Source organism: Alkaliphilus crotonatoxidans (assembly GCF_054658015.1).
This window is the reverse complement of record NZ_BAAHXS010000004.1, coordinates 380,398-399,240: the sequence shown is the minus strand read 5'-3', so window position 1 is coordinate 399,240 and position 18,843 is coordinate 380,398. Positions and strand designations below refer to the sequence as shown.

The following is an 18,843-nucleotide window of genomic DNA, read 5'->3' as shown; positions in this document are numbered from 1 at the left end:
AAGCTGAGAATAATACACAGCGTAAGCTGTTGTATGCATCAATTACTCTTTAAGTTAATGTCGATCATTAACTGAACGATTATTAGCATGGTCAAGCTAATAAGGGCAGAGGGTGGATGCCTTGGTACCAGGAGCCGACGAAGGACGTGGTAAGCTGCGATAAGCATCGGGGAGCTGCAAGCAAGCTTTGATCCGGTGATTTCCGAATGGGGAAACCCACTTGAAGTAATGTTCAAGTATCATTTACTGAATCCATAGGTAAATGAAGGTAGACCAGGGGAACTGAAACATCTAAGTACCCTGAGGAAGAGAAAGAAAAATCGATTCCCTTAGTAGCGGCGAGCGAAATGGGATGAGCCCAAACCGATAGGGTTTACTCTATCGGGGTTGCGGACACAGTCTTAAGAAGGCGGCTATTGTAATAGAAGAGGTCTGGAAGGGCCCACCATAGAAGGTAATAGTCCTGTATATGAAACAAGAAGGCCTTTGACTGTGCTCCAGAGTACCACGGGACACGTGAAACCCTGTGGGAAGCTGGGGGGACCACCCCCCAAGGCTAAATACTACCTGGTGACCGATAGCGCATAGTACCGTGAGGGAAAGGTGAAAAGAACCCCGGAAGGGGAGTGAAATAGAACCTGAAACCCTTTGCTTACAAGCTGTGGGAGCACTTTTTATGTGTGACCGCGTACTTTTTGTAGAACGGGCCAACGAGTTATGGTATGAAGCAAGGTTAAGCACTTCAGGTGCGAAGCCGTAGCGAAAGCGAGTCTTAACTGGGCGCTTAGTTTCATGCCATAGACCCGAAACCAGGCGACCTACCCATGGACAGGATGAAGCGGAAGTAAAATTTCGTGGAGGTCCGAACCGATTGACGTTGAAAAGTCACCGGATGAGCTGTGGGTAGCGGTGAAATTCCAATCGAGCTTGGAGATAGCTGGTTCTCGCCGAAATAGCTTTAGGGCTAGCCTCAGGTTTAGAGATGCGGAGGTAGAGCACTGAATGGTCTAGGGGCCTTCACCGGTTACCAAAACCTATCAAACTCCGAATGCCGTTATCTTTTACCTGGGAGTCAGACTGCGAGTGATAAGATCCGTAGTCAAGAGGGAAACAGCCCAGACCATCAGCTAAGGTCCCTAAGTATACGTTAAGTGGAAAAGGATGTGGAGTTGCACAGACAACCAGGATGTTGGCTTAGAAGCAGCCACTCATTTAAAGAGTGCGTAATAGCTCACTGGTCGAGTGATTCTGCGCCGAAAATGTCCGGGGCTCAAACGTATCACCGAAGCTATGGATGCTGACGTAATCATTAGTACTTTTATGATCCAATGCTGACGCATGAGGACATTTAGCGAAAACAAACTTAGCCATCCGCTAGGATTAAATCAAAGTTTTCGCCAAATACCTTAAGCAAAGCTATTTATGAAAGTAGTAATGATTACGTCAGCGTGGTAGGCGAGCATTCTGTAAGGGTTGAAGCTGTACCGGAAGGAGCAGTGGACTTTACAGAAGAGAGAATGTTGGCATGAGTAACGAGAGGCAGGTGAGAATCCTGCCCGTCGAAAACCTAAGGTTTCCTGAGGAAGGTTCGTCCGCTCAGGGTTAGTCGGGACCTAAGCCGAGGCCGAAGGGCGTAGGCGATGGACAACAGGTTGAGATTCCTGTACCACCTGTAATCGCTTGAGAGATGGGGTGACACAGTAGGATAGGTCATGCGCACCGTTGGTTGTGTGCGTCTAAGCTGGTAGGGAGTTAGGATAGGCAAATCCGTCTTAACATATCCTGAGAAGTGATGGGGAGCGAAATTTAAGTAGCGAACTGATTGATTCCACACTGTCAAGAAAAGCCTCTATCGAGATTATTAGGTGCCCGTACCGCAAACCGACACAGGTAGGTGAGGAGAGAATCCTAAGACGAACGGGAGAACTATTGTTAAGGAACTCGGCAAAATGACCCCGTAACTTCGGGAGAAGGGGTGCCGGAATAGGTGAAGGATTTACTCCGTAAGCCTGATCCGGCCGCAGAGAATAGGCCCAAGCGACTGTTTAGCAAAAACATAGGTCTCTGCTAAGTCGAAAGACGACGTATAGGGGCTGACGCCTGCCCGGTGCTGGAAGGTTAAGGGGAAGTGTTAGGGCAACCAAAGCACAGAACTTAAGCCCCAGTAAACGGCGGCCGTAACTATAACGGTCCTAAGGTAGCGAAATTCCTTGTCGGGTAAGTTCCGACCCGCACGAAAGGCGTAACGATTTGGGCACTGTCTCAACAATAGACCCGGTGAAATTGTAATACCAGTGAAGATGCTGGTTACCCGCGACAGGACGGAAAGACCCCGTGGAGCTTTACTGTAGCTTGACATTGGATTTTGGTACTACATGTACAGGATAGGTGGGAGACTTAGAAGCCAGAACGCCAGTTTTGGTGGAGTCATCCTTGGGATACCACTCTTGTAGTACTGAAGTTCTAACCATAGACCGTGAATCCGGTCTTGGGACACTGTCAGGTGGGCAGTTTGACTGGGGCGGTCGCCTCCTAAAAAGTAACGGAGGCGCCCAAAGGTTCCCTCAGCACGGTCGGAAATCGTGCGTAGAGTGCAAAGGCATAAGGGAGCTTGATTGCGAGACATACAGGTCGAGCAAGGACGAAAGTCGGGCTTAGTGATCCGGTGGTTCCGAGTGGAAGGGCCATCGCTCAACGGATAAAAGCTACCCCGGGGATAACAGGCTTATCTCCCCCAAGAGTCCACATCGACGGGGAGGTTTGGCACCTCGATGTCGGCTCATCACATCCTGGGGCTGTATTAGGTCCCAAGGGTTGGGCTGTTCGCCCATTAAAGTGGTACGCGAGCTGGGTTCAGAACGTCGTGAGACAGTTCGGTCCCTATCCGTCGCGGGCGTAGGAAATTTGAGAGGAGCTGTCCTTAGTACGAGAGGACCGGGATGGACATACCTCTGGTGTACCAGTTGTTCTGCCAAGGGCATCGCTGGGTAGCTATGTATGGCAGGGATAAGTGCTGAAGGCATCTAAGCACGAAGCCCCCCTCAAGATAAGATTTCCCATCCGAAAGGAGTAAGACCCCAGACAGACTATCTGGTTGATAGGTCGGAGGTGTAAGTGCAGTAATGTACTGAGCTGACCGATACTAATAGGTCGAGGGCTTGACCAAAAAATATATTCAGCTTACTTGACATTGTGTAGTTTTGAGGGAATATTCCTCAAATTAGATGGAGGCTAAAAAGTCTCATGATTCCCTTGAATTCATAGAAGGAAAGGAATCAATCGATTTTTAGCTAGAGCGACTGCCACGAAATCATAGATTTCGGCCATCTGTTTATGTGTAGTTTTGAAGGAACAACCTTCAACAACAATATAAAATTATGCCGTGACAATAGCGAAGGGGTCACACCTGTTCCCATCCCGAACACAGTAGTTAAGCCCTTCTGCGCTGATGGTACTTGGAGGGCAGCCTCCTGGGAGAGTAGGACGTTGCGGCATAATTTTATTTTTTGTCTTTTTATAAAAATTTCCTGGTAAATCCTTGAGTTAAAATATAAAAGTTTTAATTCATTAATAGCTTGCATATGCTATAGAAGTGGACAATAAATTGGCATAAGTTGGTTTTTTACATTTTGTTTTGAAGACTTATATTTAGATAAAAATAATGATATAATGATTTTACATAGCAGAAAAGGGGGGATTTCGTTGACTTTTCGTGAATTATTTATGTTGGGCTGTAGCTTTGAAGCGTTTGTAGATAAGGATCAGGATATTAATCGAGAAAAAACCCTGGAAATATTGGAAAATATCATACTTGACGAAGAAATAATACATAAAATAAGTGCTATAAGAAACCCGGTTTATATTTTGGCATTTGCAGAAATATGGTGTCCGGATTGCATGATTAATGTACCTGCATTGAAAAAAATGGCGACGATTAACCCTTTAATTGAATTTAAAATTCTTCCAAGGGATGAATATGAATCCTACTTAACAGGCTATAGACTTGGTGGAAAGGTAAAAATACCAACCTTTATTATTTTCAATGAGAAGTTTGAGGAGCTGGGGCACTTTATAGAGACCCCCAAGGTATTACGAGAAATGGTGGCAAAGGGAAATGAACTGGAGGTTGTTGTCGCCAAAAGAAAATATCGTAAGGGAGAATATGTAAAAGAAACAATTAATGAGATTATTAATATAATCCTAAAGAAATAGCCATTATTAAAAAGTCACCTCTAGATATTAGATTTCATATTAATATTTGGAGGGTATTTTTTTGCAGGGCTATTTTTTGTCATGTAAAAAAATGATGAGAATTGTCAAGGGCTGTGATATAATGGAAAGGACAATATAAAGGGGGGGCATCATGCATTATATTAGAAAAAATAAATTTTTAATTGTAATCGTATTGGGGGTTCTTGTTACAGCCGTTGCCCTGGGATTAAATTATAAGAGAATTAAAGAAGTGACACGAAACCTGATGCCATCAAGTCAGATTTGGATGAATGATGACTTGGAAAAAATATATTTAAATAATAATGATTCATTTATACAGCCAGATATTAGCTGGGAGCCTTATCGCCTGGAACGGAAGGTAAAGGGAATTTTTATGACTGGACACAGCATAGGCTTATCCAGCCGATTTGATCATACAATAGACATGACTAATCAGTCGGTTATCAATGCCTGGGTAATTGATGTAAAGGATGATCTTGGAACAATGACCTATTCCTCTGATATTCCCATGGTAAAGGAGGCAGGTGCCGACCAGCTCGTTAAGGTAAGGGATTTTCATGAAGCCATGGAGGCATTGCGAAAAAATGATATTTATCCCATCGCACGAATCGTTACCTTTAAAGACAGACAAATTACAAATGCAAGGCCAGACCTGGCTATTAAAAGTAATACCGGAGAAGTTTGGCGGGATCGTAAGGGAGACGCATGGTTAAATCCCTATAATAAAGAAACCTGGGATTATGTGATCGCCATTGGGAAGGAGGCTGCCTCAAAGGGCTTTAAGGAAATTCAATTTGACTATGTTAGATTTCCTACAGATGGAAATCGTGCCATTATAGATTATGGCGCGGCTGGTGAAGAAATGACCATGGCAGAAGCCATAGCTGCTTTTTTGGAATATGCTAGGGAAGAATTAAGAGACTATGGCGTGGTGGTTTCAGCAGATATTTTCGGGTTGGTTACGACAGTATCTGACGATATGGGACTGGGTCAGCATTTAGAAACCCTTTCCACCGCCACTGATGTCTTAGCGCCAATGGTTTATCCATCCCATTATGCATTGGGCTCCTATGGGGTACCTAAGCCCGATCTAGACCCTTACCAAATTGTTTATACCAGTATGAATACTGCCAGAGAACGAGTAGAAGCGGTTGAAGCTCAAAATGAAAAGGCCATTTTAAGACCGTGGCTTCAGGATTTTACTGCTTCCTATCTAGGGGCTGGTTATTATCAGGCATATGGAACGCAGCAGATCAAGGAGCAGATAGATGCCGTCTATGACGCCGGATTAGAGGAATGGATTTTATGGAATGCTGGTAATCGATATACCTGGGATGCCCTTATAAAATAAATAAATCTATTATGAATACCTTTTAGGCCATTGCCATGAAAGGTATTTTGTTTTCTGTAACCTATTTTAAATAATAGATATTAAAAATGAAATTAATAGCTTTGAGGATAAAAAACTCAAAAAACAAGAAAATATAACTAAATATCAACTAAAGAGCGGCCCGTTACTTTTGACATACAAAACAGAGGATGATACAATATTTAGTATAGCTTAGCGATTATATATACTAAATATTGATTTTGCTACATAAGGAGGGCTAGCATGATAAAGGTAATAAAAAGAGATGGAAATCTGGTTAGCTTTGATGAAACCAAAATCATCAATGCCATAGAGCGGGCAATGGCCGAAACCAAACAGGGGATTGATCATAGTCTCAGCACTGCAATTACTCAAGAAATACAGGGCATAATTAAGGACTACCAGTTCCCTGTTCACGTTGAAGAAATTCAAGATATAGTCGAGAATATGTTAATGGACAGCGATCGAAAGGATGTAGCCAAACGCTATATCATTTATCGAAATGAACGGGATCGCGTCAGAAGCACGAGAAAGAAAAAAGAGGAGCAGCTTTTGACCGATGAATTTATTAGTCAGTATAAGCATAAGCCCTCACCAATGGGACAATTGGGAAATTTTGTATACTATCGAACCTATTCAAGGTGGCTTCCCGAAGAAGGAAGAAGAGAATACTGGTGGGAAACAGTTCGCCGTGCCGTAGAATATAACTGTAGCCTGGTGGCCACCACAAGGGAAGAAGCAGAGAGGCTATTTGACAATGTATATAATCTTAAACAGTTCCTTTCCGGTAGAACCTTTTGGGTAGGAAACACACCCGTTGCAAAGCATTATCCCATGGCGAACTATAATTGTTCCTTTTTAACGCTGGATAGCTTTGATTCCTTTAAAGACCTATTTTATTTACTGATGATTGGTTCAGGGGTAGGGGCAAGAATTTTAAAGGATGATGTAGCTCAAATTCCCAAGGTTAGAGCAGATTATGAAATTATCCATAAAGACTATTCCCCTGTTAATCCTTCAGAAAGGGAAGACAGTACCAGCCTGGAGTTTTTCCATAATAATACAGTAAAGATAACAGTAGGTGATAGTAAGGAAGGCTGGATTCAATCCTTAGATTTTTATTTTAAAATGATCTATAGCAATGAGTATAGAAATATTAAAACCATTATTGTGAGCTACGATCATGTCAGACCCAAGGGAGAGAAGCTAAAAACCTTTGGGGGAACCGCCAGCGGTCATGCCAGCCTGAAAAATATGTTCTATAAAATAAATAAGGTAATTCAAAAAAGAGGTTTTATTGAGGAAAGTAAAAGATTTAAGCTTAAGCCTATTGATTGTCTGGATATTGCCAATATTATCGGGGAAAATGTAGTGGTGGGCGGCGTAAGGCGCACCGCAGAAATGATCTTAATTGATGGTGATGATCAGGAATGTATAGAAGCAAAATCAAATTTATATAAGCAAATAGACGGCCAATGGATTGTAGACAAGGATATTATTCATAGACAAATGAGCAACAATTCCATTTATTATACCGAAAAACCCACAAGGGAACGGCTCCATTGGCAGATGGAAAAGATGCGTTATTCCGGAGAGCCTGGCTGGGTAAATGCCCAGGCGGCTTCTAAGAGAAGACCCAATATGAATGGGGTGAACCCCTGTGGAGAAATTCTATTGGATTCCAACGGGCTATGCAATTTAACCACCATTAACACCTATTCCTTTGTCAGGGCAGATGGAACACTGGACGAGGAGGGGCTTTTGGAGGCTCAGCGGCTTTCAGTACGGGCAGGATATCGTATGACCTGTGTTGAGCTTGAGCTGCATCATTGGGATGCTGTTCAACAACGTGACAAACTGGTGGGCTGCTCCCTTACAGGGTGGCAGGATATGGTCAATGCCCTGGGACTTTCTGGGGAGGAGCAGGCTGTACTGCTAGAAAAGCTCAGAAAAACTGCTCATCAGGAGGCAGAACGTTATGCCAATGAAATTGGGGAAAATAAACCATTGTTGATTACCACCGTAAAGCCTGAGGGAACATTGAGCCAGCTGCCCACAGTTTCCAGCGGAGTTCATTATTCCCATTCCCCCTACTATATTCGACGAATTAGAATCAGCTCCCATGACCCCCTGGTTAAGGTATGTGAGGAGCTAGGTTATCCGGTTTACCCTGAAGTGGGACAGGATTGGGAAACCTGCGCCACCAAGGTGGTAGAATTTCCGGTTAAGGCGCCGGAGGGGAAAACCAAATACGATGTTTCTGCCATCGAGCAATTAGAAAACTACAAACTTTTTATGAAGCATTATGTGGACCATAATTGCTCCATAACCGTTCATGTCAGAAACCATGAATGGGAGGCTGTAGAAGAGTGGGTGTGGAATAACTGGGATGATGTAGTGGCCCTGTCCTTCCTTTCCTTGGAGGATAATTTTTATAAGCTGCTGCCCTACGAGGCCATAGATAAGGAAACCTATGACAAAAGAATTAAAGAAATGAAGCCCTTTATTCCTTCCTTGATTACCAAGTACGAGAGGAAGGAAGTAGAGGTTGAAATTTTAGATAACGATAACTGTGAAAATGGTGTTTGTCCCATTCGGTAATTGTAAAACCGAGCTTGACTCTTTTAAGAGAAAAGCTCGGTTTTAATTTGCCAATTTCATATAGCTTCGTTGTCGTCAGCCCCACATTGCCCAATGTGGCTTCCTACTCTGCTTTACCCTTGGGAAAATTTGCTACAGGCCTTATCTCGCCATTCTAGTCAAAAAGGATTAATGCCATAAATTCTAAATCTACTGTTCCTGTATTTTCAATGGAATGAGCTTCACCATTTTTTGTATAAACTAAATCCCCTGTAGCCACGGGCTTCAATATACCGTTATCATCCACCACACCTTTACCGGCTAAAATATAATAGGCCTCAAAATCTCCTTGATGTTGATGATTCCCTACCGAACAGCCTGGCTTGAGGGTCATTCTTGCGTACAGGCGTCCCTTATTGGCAAATTCCTCACCTTGAAGCAGGTGGGTGATTTGTACCGAACCCTTTCCGTTCATCATTGCTTCCCTTACTTCATTTTTTAATTCATGGGGTTTTTTAATCATCGAATGTTCCTCCAATTATTTTAATATTTCCTTCATATTAAACAACAACATTATACCAAAAAATTTAGACAATGATAATGGCATGTCCGATTGTTTAATATCAATAACAACCCCTATTAAACCTTTGGTTTAAAATTCAAAAAAAAGAGGCTTGATAAAAGCCCCTTAGCCCTTATTCCCCAAGTAAAATTAGTCATCTGTAGGCCCATTGATCCTTTCACAGTTATTTAGGCGATGACACCACAGGCCAGCCTTTTGCCGGAGGCACCTGAAGGCTGAGTACGATAGTCATCAGGATTTTGATGAATAATGAGGGCTTTGCCAATTACATCCTGAGGTTTAAAACGATCAGTAAAGAAGCACATCCGAGCATAACCATGGTTTGAAAACAGTACGGGGAAATCCCCTGCATGGTTACCGTGGGGTTGATTATCAGGATTCCAGTGTTCCCCTGCAGCCATAAAGGGTTCATTTGGGTCACCTACCTCACAGGTACCATATTCATGTATATGATAACCAAAGGGGCCAATAGGCGGCTGGTCACCAACAGCGGGCTGAAAGGGAGGGAGTCCTTCTACATAGGTACAAACCTCTGTTCCACCCGCCACATCGTAAAAGTAAACAACGCCTCTTATGCCTGGGGCCAGAGGCCCCCCTTTAATATGGGCAGAGGGAATATATAAGCTGGGGTAGGGCTGGTAACCAGATGGGTAATACATTTGATTCATTTTAAAAGCCTCCTTTACACTAAAGATACATATACTATCTTTCTAGTATATTCCAATGGGGTGTGTTAAGATGATTAAAAGAGAGAGATTTTCGCAACCAAGGAGGTCTTTTTATGGGTGATGAACGATTACAGGACAAAATTGTTGAACTGGAGAGTATAATTGAAAACCTAAGCTATGGTATTTACATTACCGATGGGGAAGGGAATACCCTGCGGGTAAATCCTGCCTACGAGGCCATGTCAGGGTTAAAGCAGCAGGAGTTAGTCGGAAAAAATATGGTCACCCTGGTAAAGGAGGGATATTTTTCTGAATCCGCCAGCTTAATTGTCATTAAAAGCAAGGCACCAGCGACTGTGCTTTATCGGGTAAAGACCGGTAAGCATCTATTGGCCAGAGGAATCCCTGTTTTTTCACCCTCAGGAAAAATTATCAGGATTGTCAACAGTGTTTGGGATATCACAGAGCTTTTGAATCTTCAGGCCCAGCTTGAACGAAATAAATCTATGGTCTCTTCGCACTACCACGATGTGAATATTATGCCCGATGACGATTTTGTATGCCAAAGTAAGTCAATGCAGCAGGTTATTGAAATTGCCCTGAGGGTAGCTGCTGTAAACTCAACCGTTCTAATTTTAGGAGAATCTGGAGTCGGAAAAGAGATCATTGCTCGATTTATACATAATGCCAGCAACAGGGCAGGAGAGCCCTTTATCAGGGTAAATTGTGCTGCTATTCCAGAAAACCTGATAGAATCTGAATTGTTTGGATACGAAAAGGGCTCCTTTACAGGAGCATTACGGGAAGGAAAGGCAGGTTTGTTTGAGACCGCAGCAGGCGGCAGTATTTTTCTCGATGAAATTGGTGAAATGCAGCTTCATGTACAGGCCAAGCTGTTAAGAGTGTTGCAGGATATGGAAGTGACCAGAGTGGGGGGGGTTAAGCCTATTAAAATCAATGCCCGGATTATTGCGGCAACCAATCAAAATTTGAAGGAAATGGTTAAGGAAGGAAGATTCAGACAAGACCTTTACTACCGGCTAAATGTGCTGCCCATAATGATTCCTCCCCTAGCGGAACGAGTAGAGGATATCGAACCATTGGTCATTTTCTTTTTAAGCCGTTTTAATAAAAAGTATCATACAGAAAAAACTATAACAGATGATGCCATGCAATTATTAAAATGCCATGCTTGGCCTGGAAATGTCAGGGAGTTGGAAAACTTTGTTGAAAGAATGGTTGCCATTAAGGCAGAAACGGTAATGACGAGGAAAGACATTGAGGAATTATTGATGAGTCACCAAAGAGATGAAGAAAGACAAAACCGAAGATTTACGCTGAAGGAGAATCTTGAAAGAATTGAAAAAGAGATGATTTTTGAAGCGATTAGTAAATATCGTACCACGAGAAGGGCAGCCGAGATCCTGGGAATAGACCAATCTACCTTGGTGAGAAAAATGGCTAAATACAAGAAAAAGTGATGTCATGGTGCATCAGATTGATGTAAATTCGCATCGACGAACGACCCCTGTTGAAGCCATAAAGTATCAATTTGATGCAGTATTGCATTTTAACTTCTATTAAAGGGCTTTTTTAGCCGATATAGATGATTGCCTAAGGATTAAGCTATGTTTCAATATTATGAAGACAGAAGCCGGAGGAAAGGATATGGTTCATTAAATAGAGTAATGATGGCACCATATTTGCAATAATATATAGCAGTGTGATTTACATGAATGTAAATGGTTTAACAAATATTGAAGGGAGGAGCAGAAGTTGAGCAAAGTTATCAGTAAAGAAGAGGCCGTTAATAAAATTAAGGATGGAATGGTTTTAATGATTGGGGGCTTCCTGGCAAATGGAACACCAGAAGAAATGATTGATGAAATTTTGGCGACGGGAAAAAAGGATTTTACCATTATTGTAAACGACACCGCCTTTGCAGACAAGGGGGTTGGAAAGCTGGTGGCCCATCATAGAGTCAAAAAAGTCATTGCATCCCACATTGGAACCAATCCTGAGACCGGAAAGCAAATGCATGAGGGGAAACTGGATGTTACGCTGGTTCCCCAGGGAACCCTGGCGGAGCAAATTAGGGCAGGGGGAGCAGGGCTGGGAGGAATTTTAACCCCTACAGGAATTGGAACGGATGTTGAAACGGGTAAAGAGAAGATCACAGTGGAAGGAAAAACCTATTTGCTAGAGCTTCCCCTTCGGGCTGATATAGCCCTCATTAAAGGCAGTAGAGTAGATAGGGCTGGTAATATTTACTATAATCAATCTACAAGAAATTTCAACCCCATAATGGCTACTGCAGCAGATTTAGTCATTGTTGAGGCAGAGGAAATCGTAGAGGTGGAAGAAATTAACCCCAATGACGTCATGACTCCTGGAATATTTGTAGATATGGTAGTAAAAGGGAGGGATTAATGATGGATAGCCGAGAGTTAATAGCAAAAAGAGTGGCAAAAGAATTAAAGAACGGTGACGTGGTGAATTTAGGAATTGGTGTGCCCACCATGGTGGCGAATTACATTCCTGCTGAAATTGATATTATCCTTCAGTCAGAAAATGGTTTTGTGGGAATGGGGCCCAGTGCTGCACCAGGCATGGAAGACCCTGATTTGGTTAATGCAGGTGGGACCCATGTCACAGTTAAAAAGGGAGCCGCCTTTTTTGATAGTGCCATGTCCTTTACCATTATTCGGGGAGGCCATGTGGATGTTACTGTCCTGGGGGCCCTGCAGGTGGATGAAAAGGGAAATTTGGCCAATTGGATGATTCCTGGAAAAATGGTGCCAGGCATGGGTGGTGCCATGGACCTGGTGGTGGGAGCCAAGCGGGTCATTGTAGCCATGGAGCATACGGCTAAGGGAAAGCCCAAAATACTAAAACAATGTACCCTTCCCCTCACAGCCCAAGGACAGGTAGATTTAATCGTAACAGAAATGGGGGTAATGGAGGTTACTGAGCAGGGGCTGCTGCTGAAGGAAATTGCACCGGGGCTAACGGTGGAGGCAGTGATGGCAGCTACAGAAGCAGAGTTAATCGTTTCAGATGCTCTGACCCAGATGAAAGTATAGTGGATGAGTAAAAATACCAATCAATGGGCTAATCTTGTTGTTACATATTATGGATCCTTACTTTAATGATATATCAGACCCGATGATTGGCCTCGGTATCAATATAAGATTCTTGACATACAGTTAAATTTAAAATATAATAACTCTAATTTCATAACATTCTATTGAGAGCGGTGGAGGGACTGGCCCTATGAAACCCGGCAACCTGCTTCGGCGAGGTGCTAAATCCTGCAGCATGCCCCAGGGCATGGCTGAAAGATAGATGAGTCATTATGTTTTTGAAGCCTCTTCTGTCGCAGAAGGGGCTTTTTTAATAGATTAATTAGATTAGGAGGAATTAAGTTGCCCATCAAGATACCCGATGACTTACCGGCAGTAGAAGTCCTGTCAAAGGAAAATATTTTTGTCATGACCCAAAAGCGTGCCCTCACCCAGGATATACGACCCCTTAAGATTGTTATCTTAAATTTAATGCCAACCAAAATTGAAACAGAAATTCAATTACTTCGCCTATTAAGCAATTCTCCCCTTCAGGTGGACATTACCCTGCTCAATCCCGGCAGTCATCGTTGCAAAAATACATCAGAGGAGCATCTGTTTAAATTCTATAACACCTTTGAGGATATTCAAAGGGAGAAGTTTGATGGAATGATTATTACAGGCGCCCCAGTAGAGCAGCTTGCCTTTGAAGAGGTAAACTACTGGAAGGAACTGTGTGAAATTATGGACTGGAGCTTGTCTCATGTTTTTTCAACCCTCCATATATGCTGGGGAGCCCAGGCAGCTCTGTACCATCATTACGGTATTCCTAAATATCCATTGAAAAAGAAGATGTTCGGTGTTTTTTCCCATCGGGTTCACGAGAAGGACAATAAGCTCTTTCAAGGCTTTGATGATCTGTTTGATGCTCCCCATTCACGTTATACCGAAACAAGGGAGGAAGATATACGGAAGATTAAGGAGCTTAAGCTATTGTCTGATTCCGAGGAAGCCGGTGTCTATATTGTTTCTGCCCATAAGGGCAGGCAAATTTTTATTACAGGCCATTCTGAATATAGTGCCTTAACGTTAAAAAATGAGTATGAGCGTGACCTTCAAAGGGGCATGGCGATTGAAATACCCCGTAACTATTTTCCGAAGGATGATCCTGGTCAAGTGCCCCTGGTCAGTTGGCGCAGCCATGCCAATCTGCTTTTTAGTAATTGGTTGAATTATTATGTGTATCAAGAGACACCCTATAATATTATCGAGATAAAATAATGGTTGCCATTTATAGGCTTATTTGCTATAATTTACGAAAGTAAAATGGCCATAAAAAAAGCATGGCGAATACGAAAAACGATCATGACGGGAAGTAGTAGATGATTTATTGATTAAAGAGAGCTGTCGGTTGGTGTAAGGCAGTATCAAAAATCCTTGAACTGGTCCCTGAATCACAAGGGTGAAGGAATAGTAGCCTTTGTCGGCATAGACCGTTATCTATTGAAGTGAATCTCCTCATATATTTTTATGATGGCGATTAATTAGAGTGGTACCGCGACCCTTCGTCTCTAAACAGAGATGGAGGGTTTTTTAATTGTGAACTTTAATAATAAGGAGGGCTGACTTTGAAACAATATGAACCTAAAGAAATAGAAAAAAGATGGCAGCATTTTTGGGAGCAGCATCAAACCTTTGTGGTAAAGGAGGATATCGATAAGCCCAAATATTATGCCCTGGTGGAATTTCCCTACCCATCGGGAGAGGGGCTCCATGTAGGGCATCCAAGGTCCTACACAGCCCTTGATATTGTTGCAAGAAAAAGACGCTTAGAGGGGTACAATGTACTCTATGGCATGGGCTGGGATGCCTTTGGCTTACCAACGGAAAATTATGCCATTAGACACCAGATTCACCCGAAACGGGTTACTGAAAATAACATAGCAAGATTTAAGAAACAGCTTAAGGACCTTGGCTTCTCCTTTGATTGGACTCGAGAAATTAATACAACTGACCCAGCGTATTATCGATGGACCCAATGGATATTTATCAAGCTATTTGAAGCAGGCTTAGCCTATAAGGCAGAAATGCCAATTAATTGGTGCACCAGCTGTAAGGTGGGGCTGGCCAATGAAGAGGTGGTAGAGGGCTTATGTGAGCGTTGTGGTGGAGCCGTTTGTTGCGTCTTGGCCCGTTCTATACCAAATCACTTTTTAAGCTGATTTGCTGTTGATACCGTAATACTGCTTCAAGATTTTTTATGCGGCCTTTTAGTTCACTCAGAGGGGGTGTTCTGGGGCCAAAACCAGATAGGCGACTCAGAATAGTATACATAAATCCAGCATCTTCATGATGCTGGATTATACTATTTAAGCATATTGATTCCCTGAAGAATTTTGGGTACCACCTGTTTTTTTCTTGAAACAATTCCCTTTAAAAAGACACCCTGGCGGGGCTCCACATGGAAGGACTGGGAAATGATGGCGGGGTTATTGGTTTCATAAAGAAGGTAGGACCCTTCCTTTAATATATCAGTAATTAACAACAACGTTAGGCCATGATTCAGGTTTCGATGTATTCTGTGAAGGTAATTGGTGAAATCATCCTGACGGTTGAATATGTCATCAATATCCAGCGTAAATACTTGACTGATGCCAACCCGATAACCCTCTAAAACAAATTCCTTGAAATCCTTATGGAAAATTTCTTCTATTTCCTGGCCCTCTAAAGAGGTTCCAGCTTTAAACATGTCCATTGAAAAGGCCTCTAAATCTAAATCCAAAATGTCATTTAATTCCTTTACAGCGTTTTTATCCTGGAAAGTGGTGGTGGGAGACTTAAAATTAAGTGTGTCTGATAAAATCCCCGCCATTAATAGGCCTGCTGTGGTGTAATCAATTTTAATCCGATGCTCCTGATAAAGCTGGTGGATAATGGTACAGGTACTACCCACAGGGTTATTTCTAAAGTAAATTGGAATAGAGGTTGAAATATCCCCAAGCTTATGGTGATCAACGATTTCCAGGATTTCCGCTTCCCTTAAGCCTTCTACACTTTGGGCATACTCATTATGGTCTACAAGAATAACCTGCTTCTTACCGCTGTTCATAATATGCTTTCGGTTAATAAAGCCGATGAAGGTATTATCATCATCCACCACAGGATAATTTCTGAAATGGGTATTCCCCATGGCGTCCTTAACCTCATCTAAATAATCTTCAGGGTTAAATTTAATAATTTCCTGGGTTCTCATTATAGTGGAGACATAATTACATTGATTAATTATTTTTGAAGTGTAGTAGGTATCATCAGGTACAGAAAGAATGGCAACATGATTGGCCGCTGCATGTTTTAGGTGCTTCGCCGGAATTTTTTTATCACCCGTCACAATAATTAATTGAACTCCCGCTTCAATGGCGTATTCAATAACATCATAACGATCTCCTACAATGACAATATCATCTTGGCTTAAAATTCCTTCGATTGATTTAAAGTAAAAGGCCATAATTGAAAGTCGCCCTTTAATCAGCTGATCCTTGTTGCCAGTCAAAAGGGTTCCCTTTAAATCATGAATTAAATTTTCAAAGGAGGTTTCAAGCTGATAATAATCTCCTCTGATCAAACCCATGGCGATATCCTTCATACTGACAATTCCCAGCAGCTTCTTGTTCTCATCCACAATAGCCAGGGTCTCTAACTGTTCGTTGACCATTAATCGGTAGGCCCATAAAATGGAAGTGGTTGGAGGAATGCCACGGCCTTTATCGGGCTTTAAGTCACTTACCTGGGCCTTAACATCCTTCAGTAGCCTAGGTGGGGCGGCCTTAAAAAAATTCAGTACAAATTGTGTTTCCTTGTTTATATTACCTATCACGCAGGGAACAGCGTTCTCATTTAATTTATTTTTTAAATTTGACAGGGCAATGGCCGAGGCCACCGAATCAGTATCTGGGTTTTTATGACCAAAGATTAAAATTTCCATCACAATTCTCCTTTTCATCCTTATCTAATGTATTATATCAAAAGGCAGATAAAGATAAAGCAATTGTGAAAAAATAAATTTTACATTTATTTTAAATGGAAGAATCATACAGAAATTATTTAAAGAAGGCAGGAATAAAACTAATTTTGTAGAATACAATGCTATGAGCTGGAAATAAGAGGGGGAATAAGAGTATGATTCAACCGATTCAACCGAGGGAGCGAATAGAGGTATTGGATATCGTTAGGGGCTTTGCCCTCTTTGGGGTATTACTGGTAAATATGGCATCCTTTAAGGGCTTGCTGTTGTTCCCGGTAAATACACCTACTGAATTTAGTTCTATATTAGATCAAATAGCCGCATGGTTTATTCAATTGTTTGGTGTGGCAAAGTTCTATACCATTTTCTCCTTTATGTTTGGCCTGGGCTTTTATATTTTCATGGATCGAGCCCTTCAAAAGGAGCTAAATGCAAAAAAGCTATTTAGAAGAAGGCTGTTATTTTTGTTTTTACTTGGAATAATTCATCTTTGCTTTGTATGGTCGGGAGATATACTTCATACCTATGCCATAGGAGGCTTGTTCCTGACCGCTTTCTGGAACAAAAAACCAGACACAATTAAAAAATGGATAATCTTCTTTATTATATTTAGTGTCGTGCTATTAAGTGGTTTATTGGCTATTCAATATATGACCATTAATCAAGTACCACCAGAGTTGTTTCAATCTCAACATGAATATCTAAGACAGGCATCGATGGATATCTATCAAAGCGGCAGTTATCTTGAAATTCTCCAGTATCGTCTAATGGCAGAAGCTCCAACAATGCTCATTAACAACCTAGCTTCTGTTCTGATGGTTTTGCCTTTATTTCTAATGGGCCTTTATGTAGGGAAGAAGGGAATTATAAGCAATTTGCTTCTCTATGGGCAGCAAATTAAAAAAGTATTTTATACAACGTTAATAGTAGGAGGCTTTCTAACCCTATTGATTATTATATTCATACTAAATCCTATGAGAATGAATAATATCCTTGCTCTGGGAATCAAAGAAATCATTATTTATTTGGCGGGTATAACCATGAGCTTCTTTTACATAACTGGTATCATTATATTATTATTGAAGGGTTGGCTGAACAAATTGTTAAAGTCTCTGGCCTATACTGGTAGAATGGCTTTAACCAACTATTTGCTTCAATCCCTTGTAGCCACCCTGATATTTTATAATTATGGGCTAGGTCTGTTTGGAAAAGTAGGGCCCTTCGTCGGAATGATTTTCACAGTAGTGATTTTCTCGGTGCAAGTATTGTTAAGTAAATTTTGGTTGCTTCGCTATAATTATGGTCCTGTGGAATGGTTATGGAGGCGCTTCACCTATGGTAAAGCAGTAGAATTACATAGAGCTGTCAATTAAAATTAAATAATAAAAGTACTTAAACTCAGGTAGCCTTTGGCTGCCTGTTTTTTGTTGTATATCGAAAACCCCCGGTTCTACCGGGGGTTCCAAAAAGCTTTAGCTATGAGCAGAAAAAATAACCTCCTTTTGTTAGAATAAAAAAGGTTCGCCAACCAATTTTAAAAACAAAAGGAGGATCCGAAGTGGATAAGAATAGTCTATCACATACTACCTGGAGTTGTAAATATCATGTAGTTTTTGCACCCAAATATAGAAGGCAGGCTATATATGGGAAGATCAAAACTGACATAGGAAAGATTCTAAGGAAGTTATGTGAGCAAAAAGGTGTAGAAATACTGGAGGCAACAGCCTGCGTGGATCATGTACATATGGTGATAGCAATACCACCCAAATATAGTGTTTCAAGTGTGATGGGGTATTTAAAAGGAAAAAGTTCACTAATGATATTTGATAGACATGCGAATTTGAAATACAAGTATGGAAATAGACATTTCTGGTGTAGAGGTTATTATGTGGACACGGTAGGACGCAATGAAAAAGCAATAAGAGAGTATGTGAAAAATCAAATACAAGAAGATATAGCTAATGATCAAATCAGCCTACAAGAATATATGGACCCGTTTACGGGAGAGCAAGTAAAGAAAGGCAAAAAGAAGTAAAGAGCTGCTTAAGCAGCAGCCCGTAAATGCAAGCAGTTGGCGAACCATTCAAAGAGCCTTAAGGCTCAAGCGAGTAACATGCCCTTCTAGGGCTGAGCAAACTACCCGCTGAGCGGGTAGTTTTGATTTAGCCCACAATTGGGGTTATTTGAGAAACTAAAATTCATTCTTTAACTAAATAATAACAAATTAAATTTAAATATAACATTACACATTTAAAAAAGTTTACATATATGGTAAGATAGTATTTATTATGGAAAAAATACCATATCAATCAAAAGAAAATGAAATG

13 protein-coding genes, 2 rRNA genes, 1 riboswitch and 1 other annotated feature are annotated in these 18,843 nt (G+C 41.5%); of the genes, 12 read left to right on the top strand and 3 right to left on the bottom strand.

The features are described 5' to 3' along the window. Window positions 1-89: 89 nt before the first annotated feature. The 5 genes from ACYQ1I_RS04495 to nrdJ all read left to right on the top strand — a co-directional run bounded on the left by ACYQ1I_RS04495 (window position 90) and on the right by nrdJ (window position 8,203). Window positions 90-3,166 (top strand): 23S ribosomal RNA (locus ACYQ1I_RS04495). A 212-nt stretch (window positions 3,167-3,378) separates the two neighbouring features. Beyond that, window positions 3,379-3,495, top strand: a 5S ribosomal RNA gene (gene rrf / locus ACYQ1I_RS04490). 207 nt (window positions 3,496-3,702) lie between these two features. Next, window positions 3,703-4,212: a thioredoxin family protein gene (locus tag ACYQ1I_RS04485; RefSeq protein ID WP_459762785.1), complete on the top strand. Its 510-nt coding sequence runs from the start codon at window positions 3,703-3,705 to the stop codon at window positions 4,210-4,212. Between the two features lie 151 nt (window positions 4,213-4,363). Next, window positions 4,364-5,584 carry a putative glycoside hydrolase gene (locus ACYQ1I_RS04480; protein WP_459762783.1) on the top strand — a complete coding sequence of 407 codons (1,221 nt, stop codon included), beginning with the start codon at window positions 4,364-4,366 and terminating at the stop codon, window positions 5,582-5,584. A gap of 261 nt (window positions 5,585-5,845) precedes the next feature. Beyond that, window positions 5,846-8,203, top strand: a complete 2,358-nt coding sequence (nrdJ, locus tag ACYQ1I_RS04475) for a ribonucleoside-triphosphate reductase, adenosylcobalamin-dependent (RefSeq protein ID WP_459762781.1) — start codon at window positions 5,846-5,848, stop codon at window positions 8,201-8,203. Between the two features lie 154 nt (window positions 8,204-8,357). Here nrdJ and ACYQ1I_RS04470 read toward each other — a convergent pair whose 3' ends face one another. Together ACYQ1I_RS04470 and ACYQ1I_RS04465 are read right to left on the bottom strand one after the other, a co-directional pair. Further along, window positions 8,358-8,705, bottom strand: a complete 348-nt coding sequence (locus tag ACYQ1I_RS04470; RefSeq protein WP_459762780.1) for a cupin domain-containing protein — start codon at window positions 8,703-8,705, stop codon at window positions 8,358-8,360. Between the two features lie 227 nt (window positions 8,706-8,932). Beyond that, window positions 8,933-9,433 carry a superoxide dismutase family protein gene (locus ACYQ1I_RS04465; protein ID WP_459762778.1) on the bottom strand — a complete coding sequence of 167 codons (501 nt, stop codon included), beginning with the start codon at window positions 9,431-9,433 and terminating at the stop codon, window positions 8,933-8,935. 113 nt (window positions 9,434-9,546) lie between these two features. On the opposite strand from ACYQ1I_RS04465, the gene ACYQ1I_RS04460 reads away from it, so the two are divergent. From ACYQ1I_RS04460 to ACYQ1I_RS04440, 5 genes are all read left to right on the top strand, one after another. After that, window positions 9,547-10,914, top strand: coding sequence for a sigma-54 interaction domain-containing protein (locus ACYQ1I_RS04460; protein ID WP_459762776.1), 1,368 nt, complete (start codon window positions 9,547-9,549; stop codon window positions 10,912-10,914). A gap of 295 nt (window positions 10,915-11,209) precedes the next feature. Continuing rightward, the gene (locus ACYQ1I_RS04455) at window positions 11,210-11,863 is read left to right on the top strand and encodes a CoA transferase subunit A (protein WP_459762774.1); all 654 of its coding nucleotides are present in this window, start codon (window positions 11,210-11,212) and stop codon (window positions 11,861-11,863) included. Continuing rightward, window positions 11,863-12,516, top strand: coding sequence for a 3-oxoacid CoA-transferase subunit B (locus tag ACYQ1I_RS04450; protein ID WP_459762773.1), 654 nt, complete (start codon window positions 11,863-11,865; stop codon window positions 12,514-12,516). Before ACYQ1I_RS04455 ends, ACYQ1I_RS04450 begins: the two co-directional genes overlap by 1 nt. Window positions 12,517-12,674: 158 nt before the next feature. Beyond that, a riboswitch (SAM riboswitch) is annotated at window positions 12,675-12,781 on the top strand. A 77-nt stretch (window positions 12,782-12,858) separates the two neighbouring features. Next, window positions 12,859-13,776: a homoserine O-acetyltransferase MetA gene (gene metA, locus ACYQ1I_RS04445; RefSeq protein WP_459762771.1), complete on the top strand. Its 918-nt coding sequence runs from the start codon at window positions 12,859-12,861 to the stop codon at window positions 13,774-13,776. Window positions 13,777-13,851: 75 nt separating this feature from the next. Further along, window positions 13,852-14,071, top strand: a binding site (T-box leader). Window positions 14,072-14,123: 52 nt separating this feature from the next. After that, window positions 14,124-14,717, top strand: coding sequence for a class I tRNA ligase family protein (locus ACYQ1I_RS04440; protein ID WP_459762769.1), 594 nt, complete (start codon window positions 14,124-14,126; stop codon window positions 14,715-14,717). 143 nt (window positions 14,718-14,860) lie between these two features. On the opposite strand, the gene ACYQ1I_RS04435 is transcribed toward ACYQ1I_RS04440, so the two are convergent. After that, on the bottom strand, window positions 14,861-16,477 hold the full coding sequence (locus ACYQ1I_RS04435; protein WP_459762767.1) for a putative manganese-dependent inorganic diphosphatase: 1,617 nt from the start codon (window positions 16,475-16,477) through the stop codon (window positions 14,861-14,863). Window positions 16,478-16,671: 194 nt separating this feature from the next. Here ACYQ1I_RS04435 and ACYQ1I_RS04430 point away from each other — a divergent pair, with 194 nt between their 5' ends. Next, window positions 16,672-17,889, top strand: a complete 1,218-nt coding sequence (locus ACYQ1I_RS04430) for a DUF418 domain-containing protein (RefSeq protein WP_459762765.1) — start codon at window positions 16,672-16,674, stop codon at window positions 17,887-17,889. A gap of 185 nt (window positions 17,890-18,074) precedes the next feature. Next, window positions 18,075-18,551: an IS200/IS605 family transposase gene (gene tnpA, locus ACYQ1I_RS04425; RefSeq protein ID WP_459762763.1), complete on the top strand. Its 477-nt coding sequence runs from the start codon at window positions 18,075-18,077 to the stop codon at window positions 18,549-18,551. Window positions 18,552-18,843: the final 292 nt, after the last annotated feature.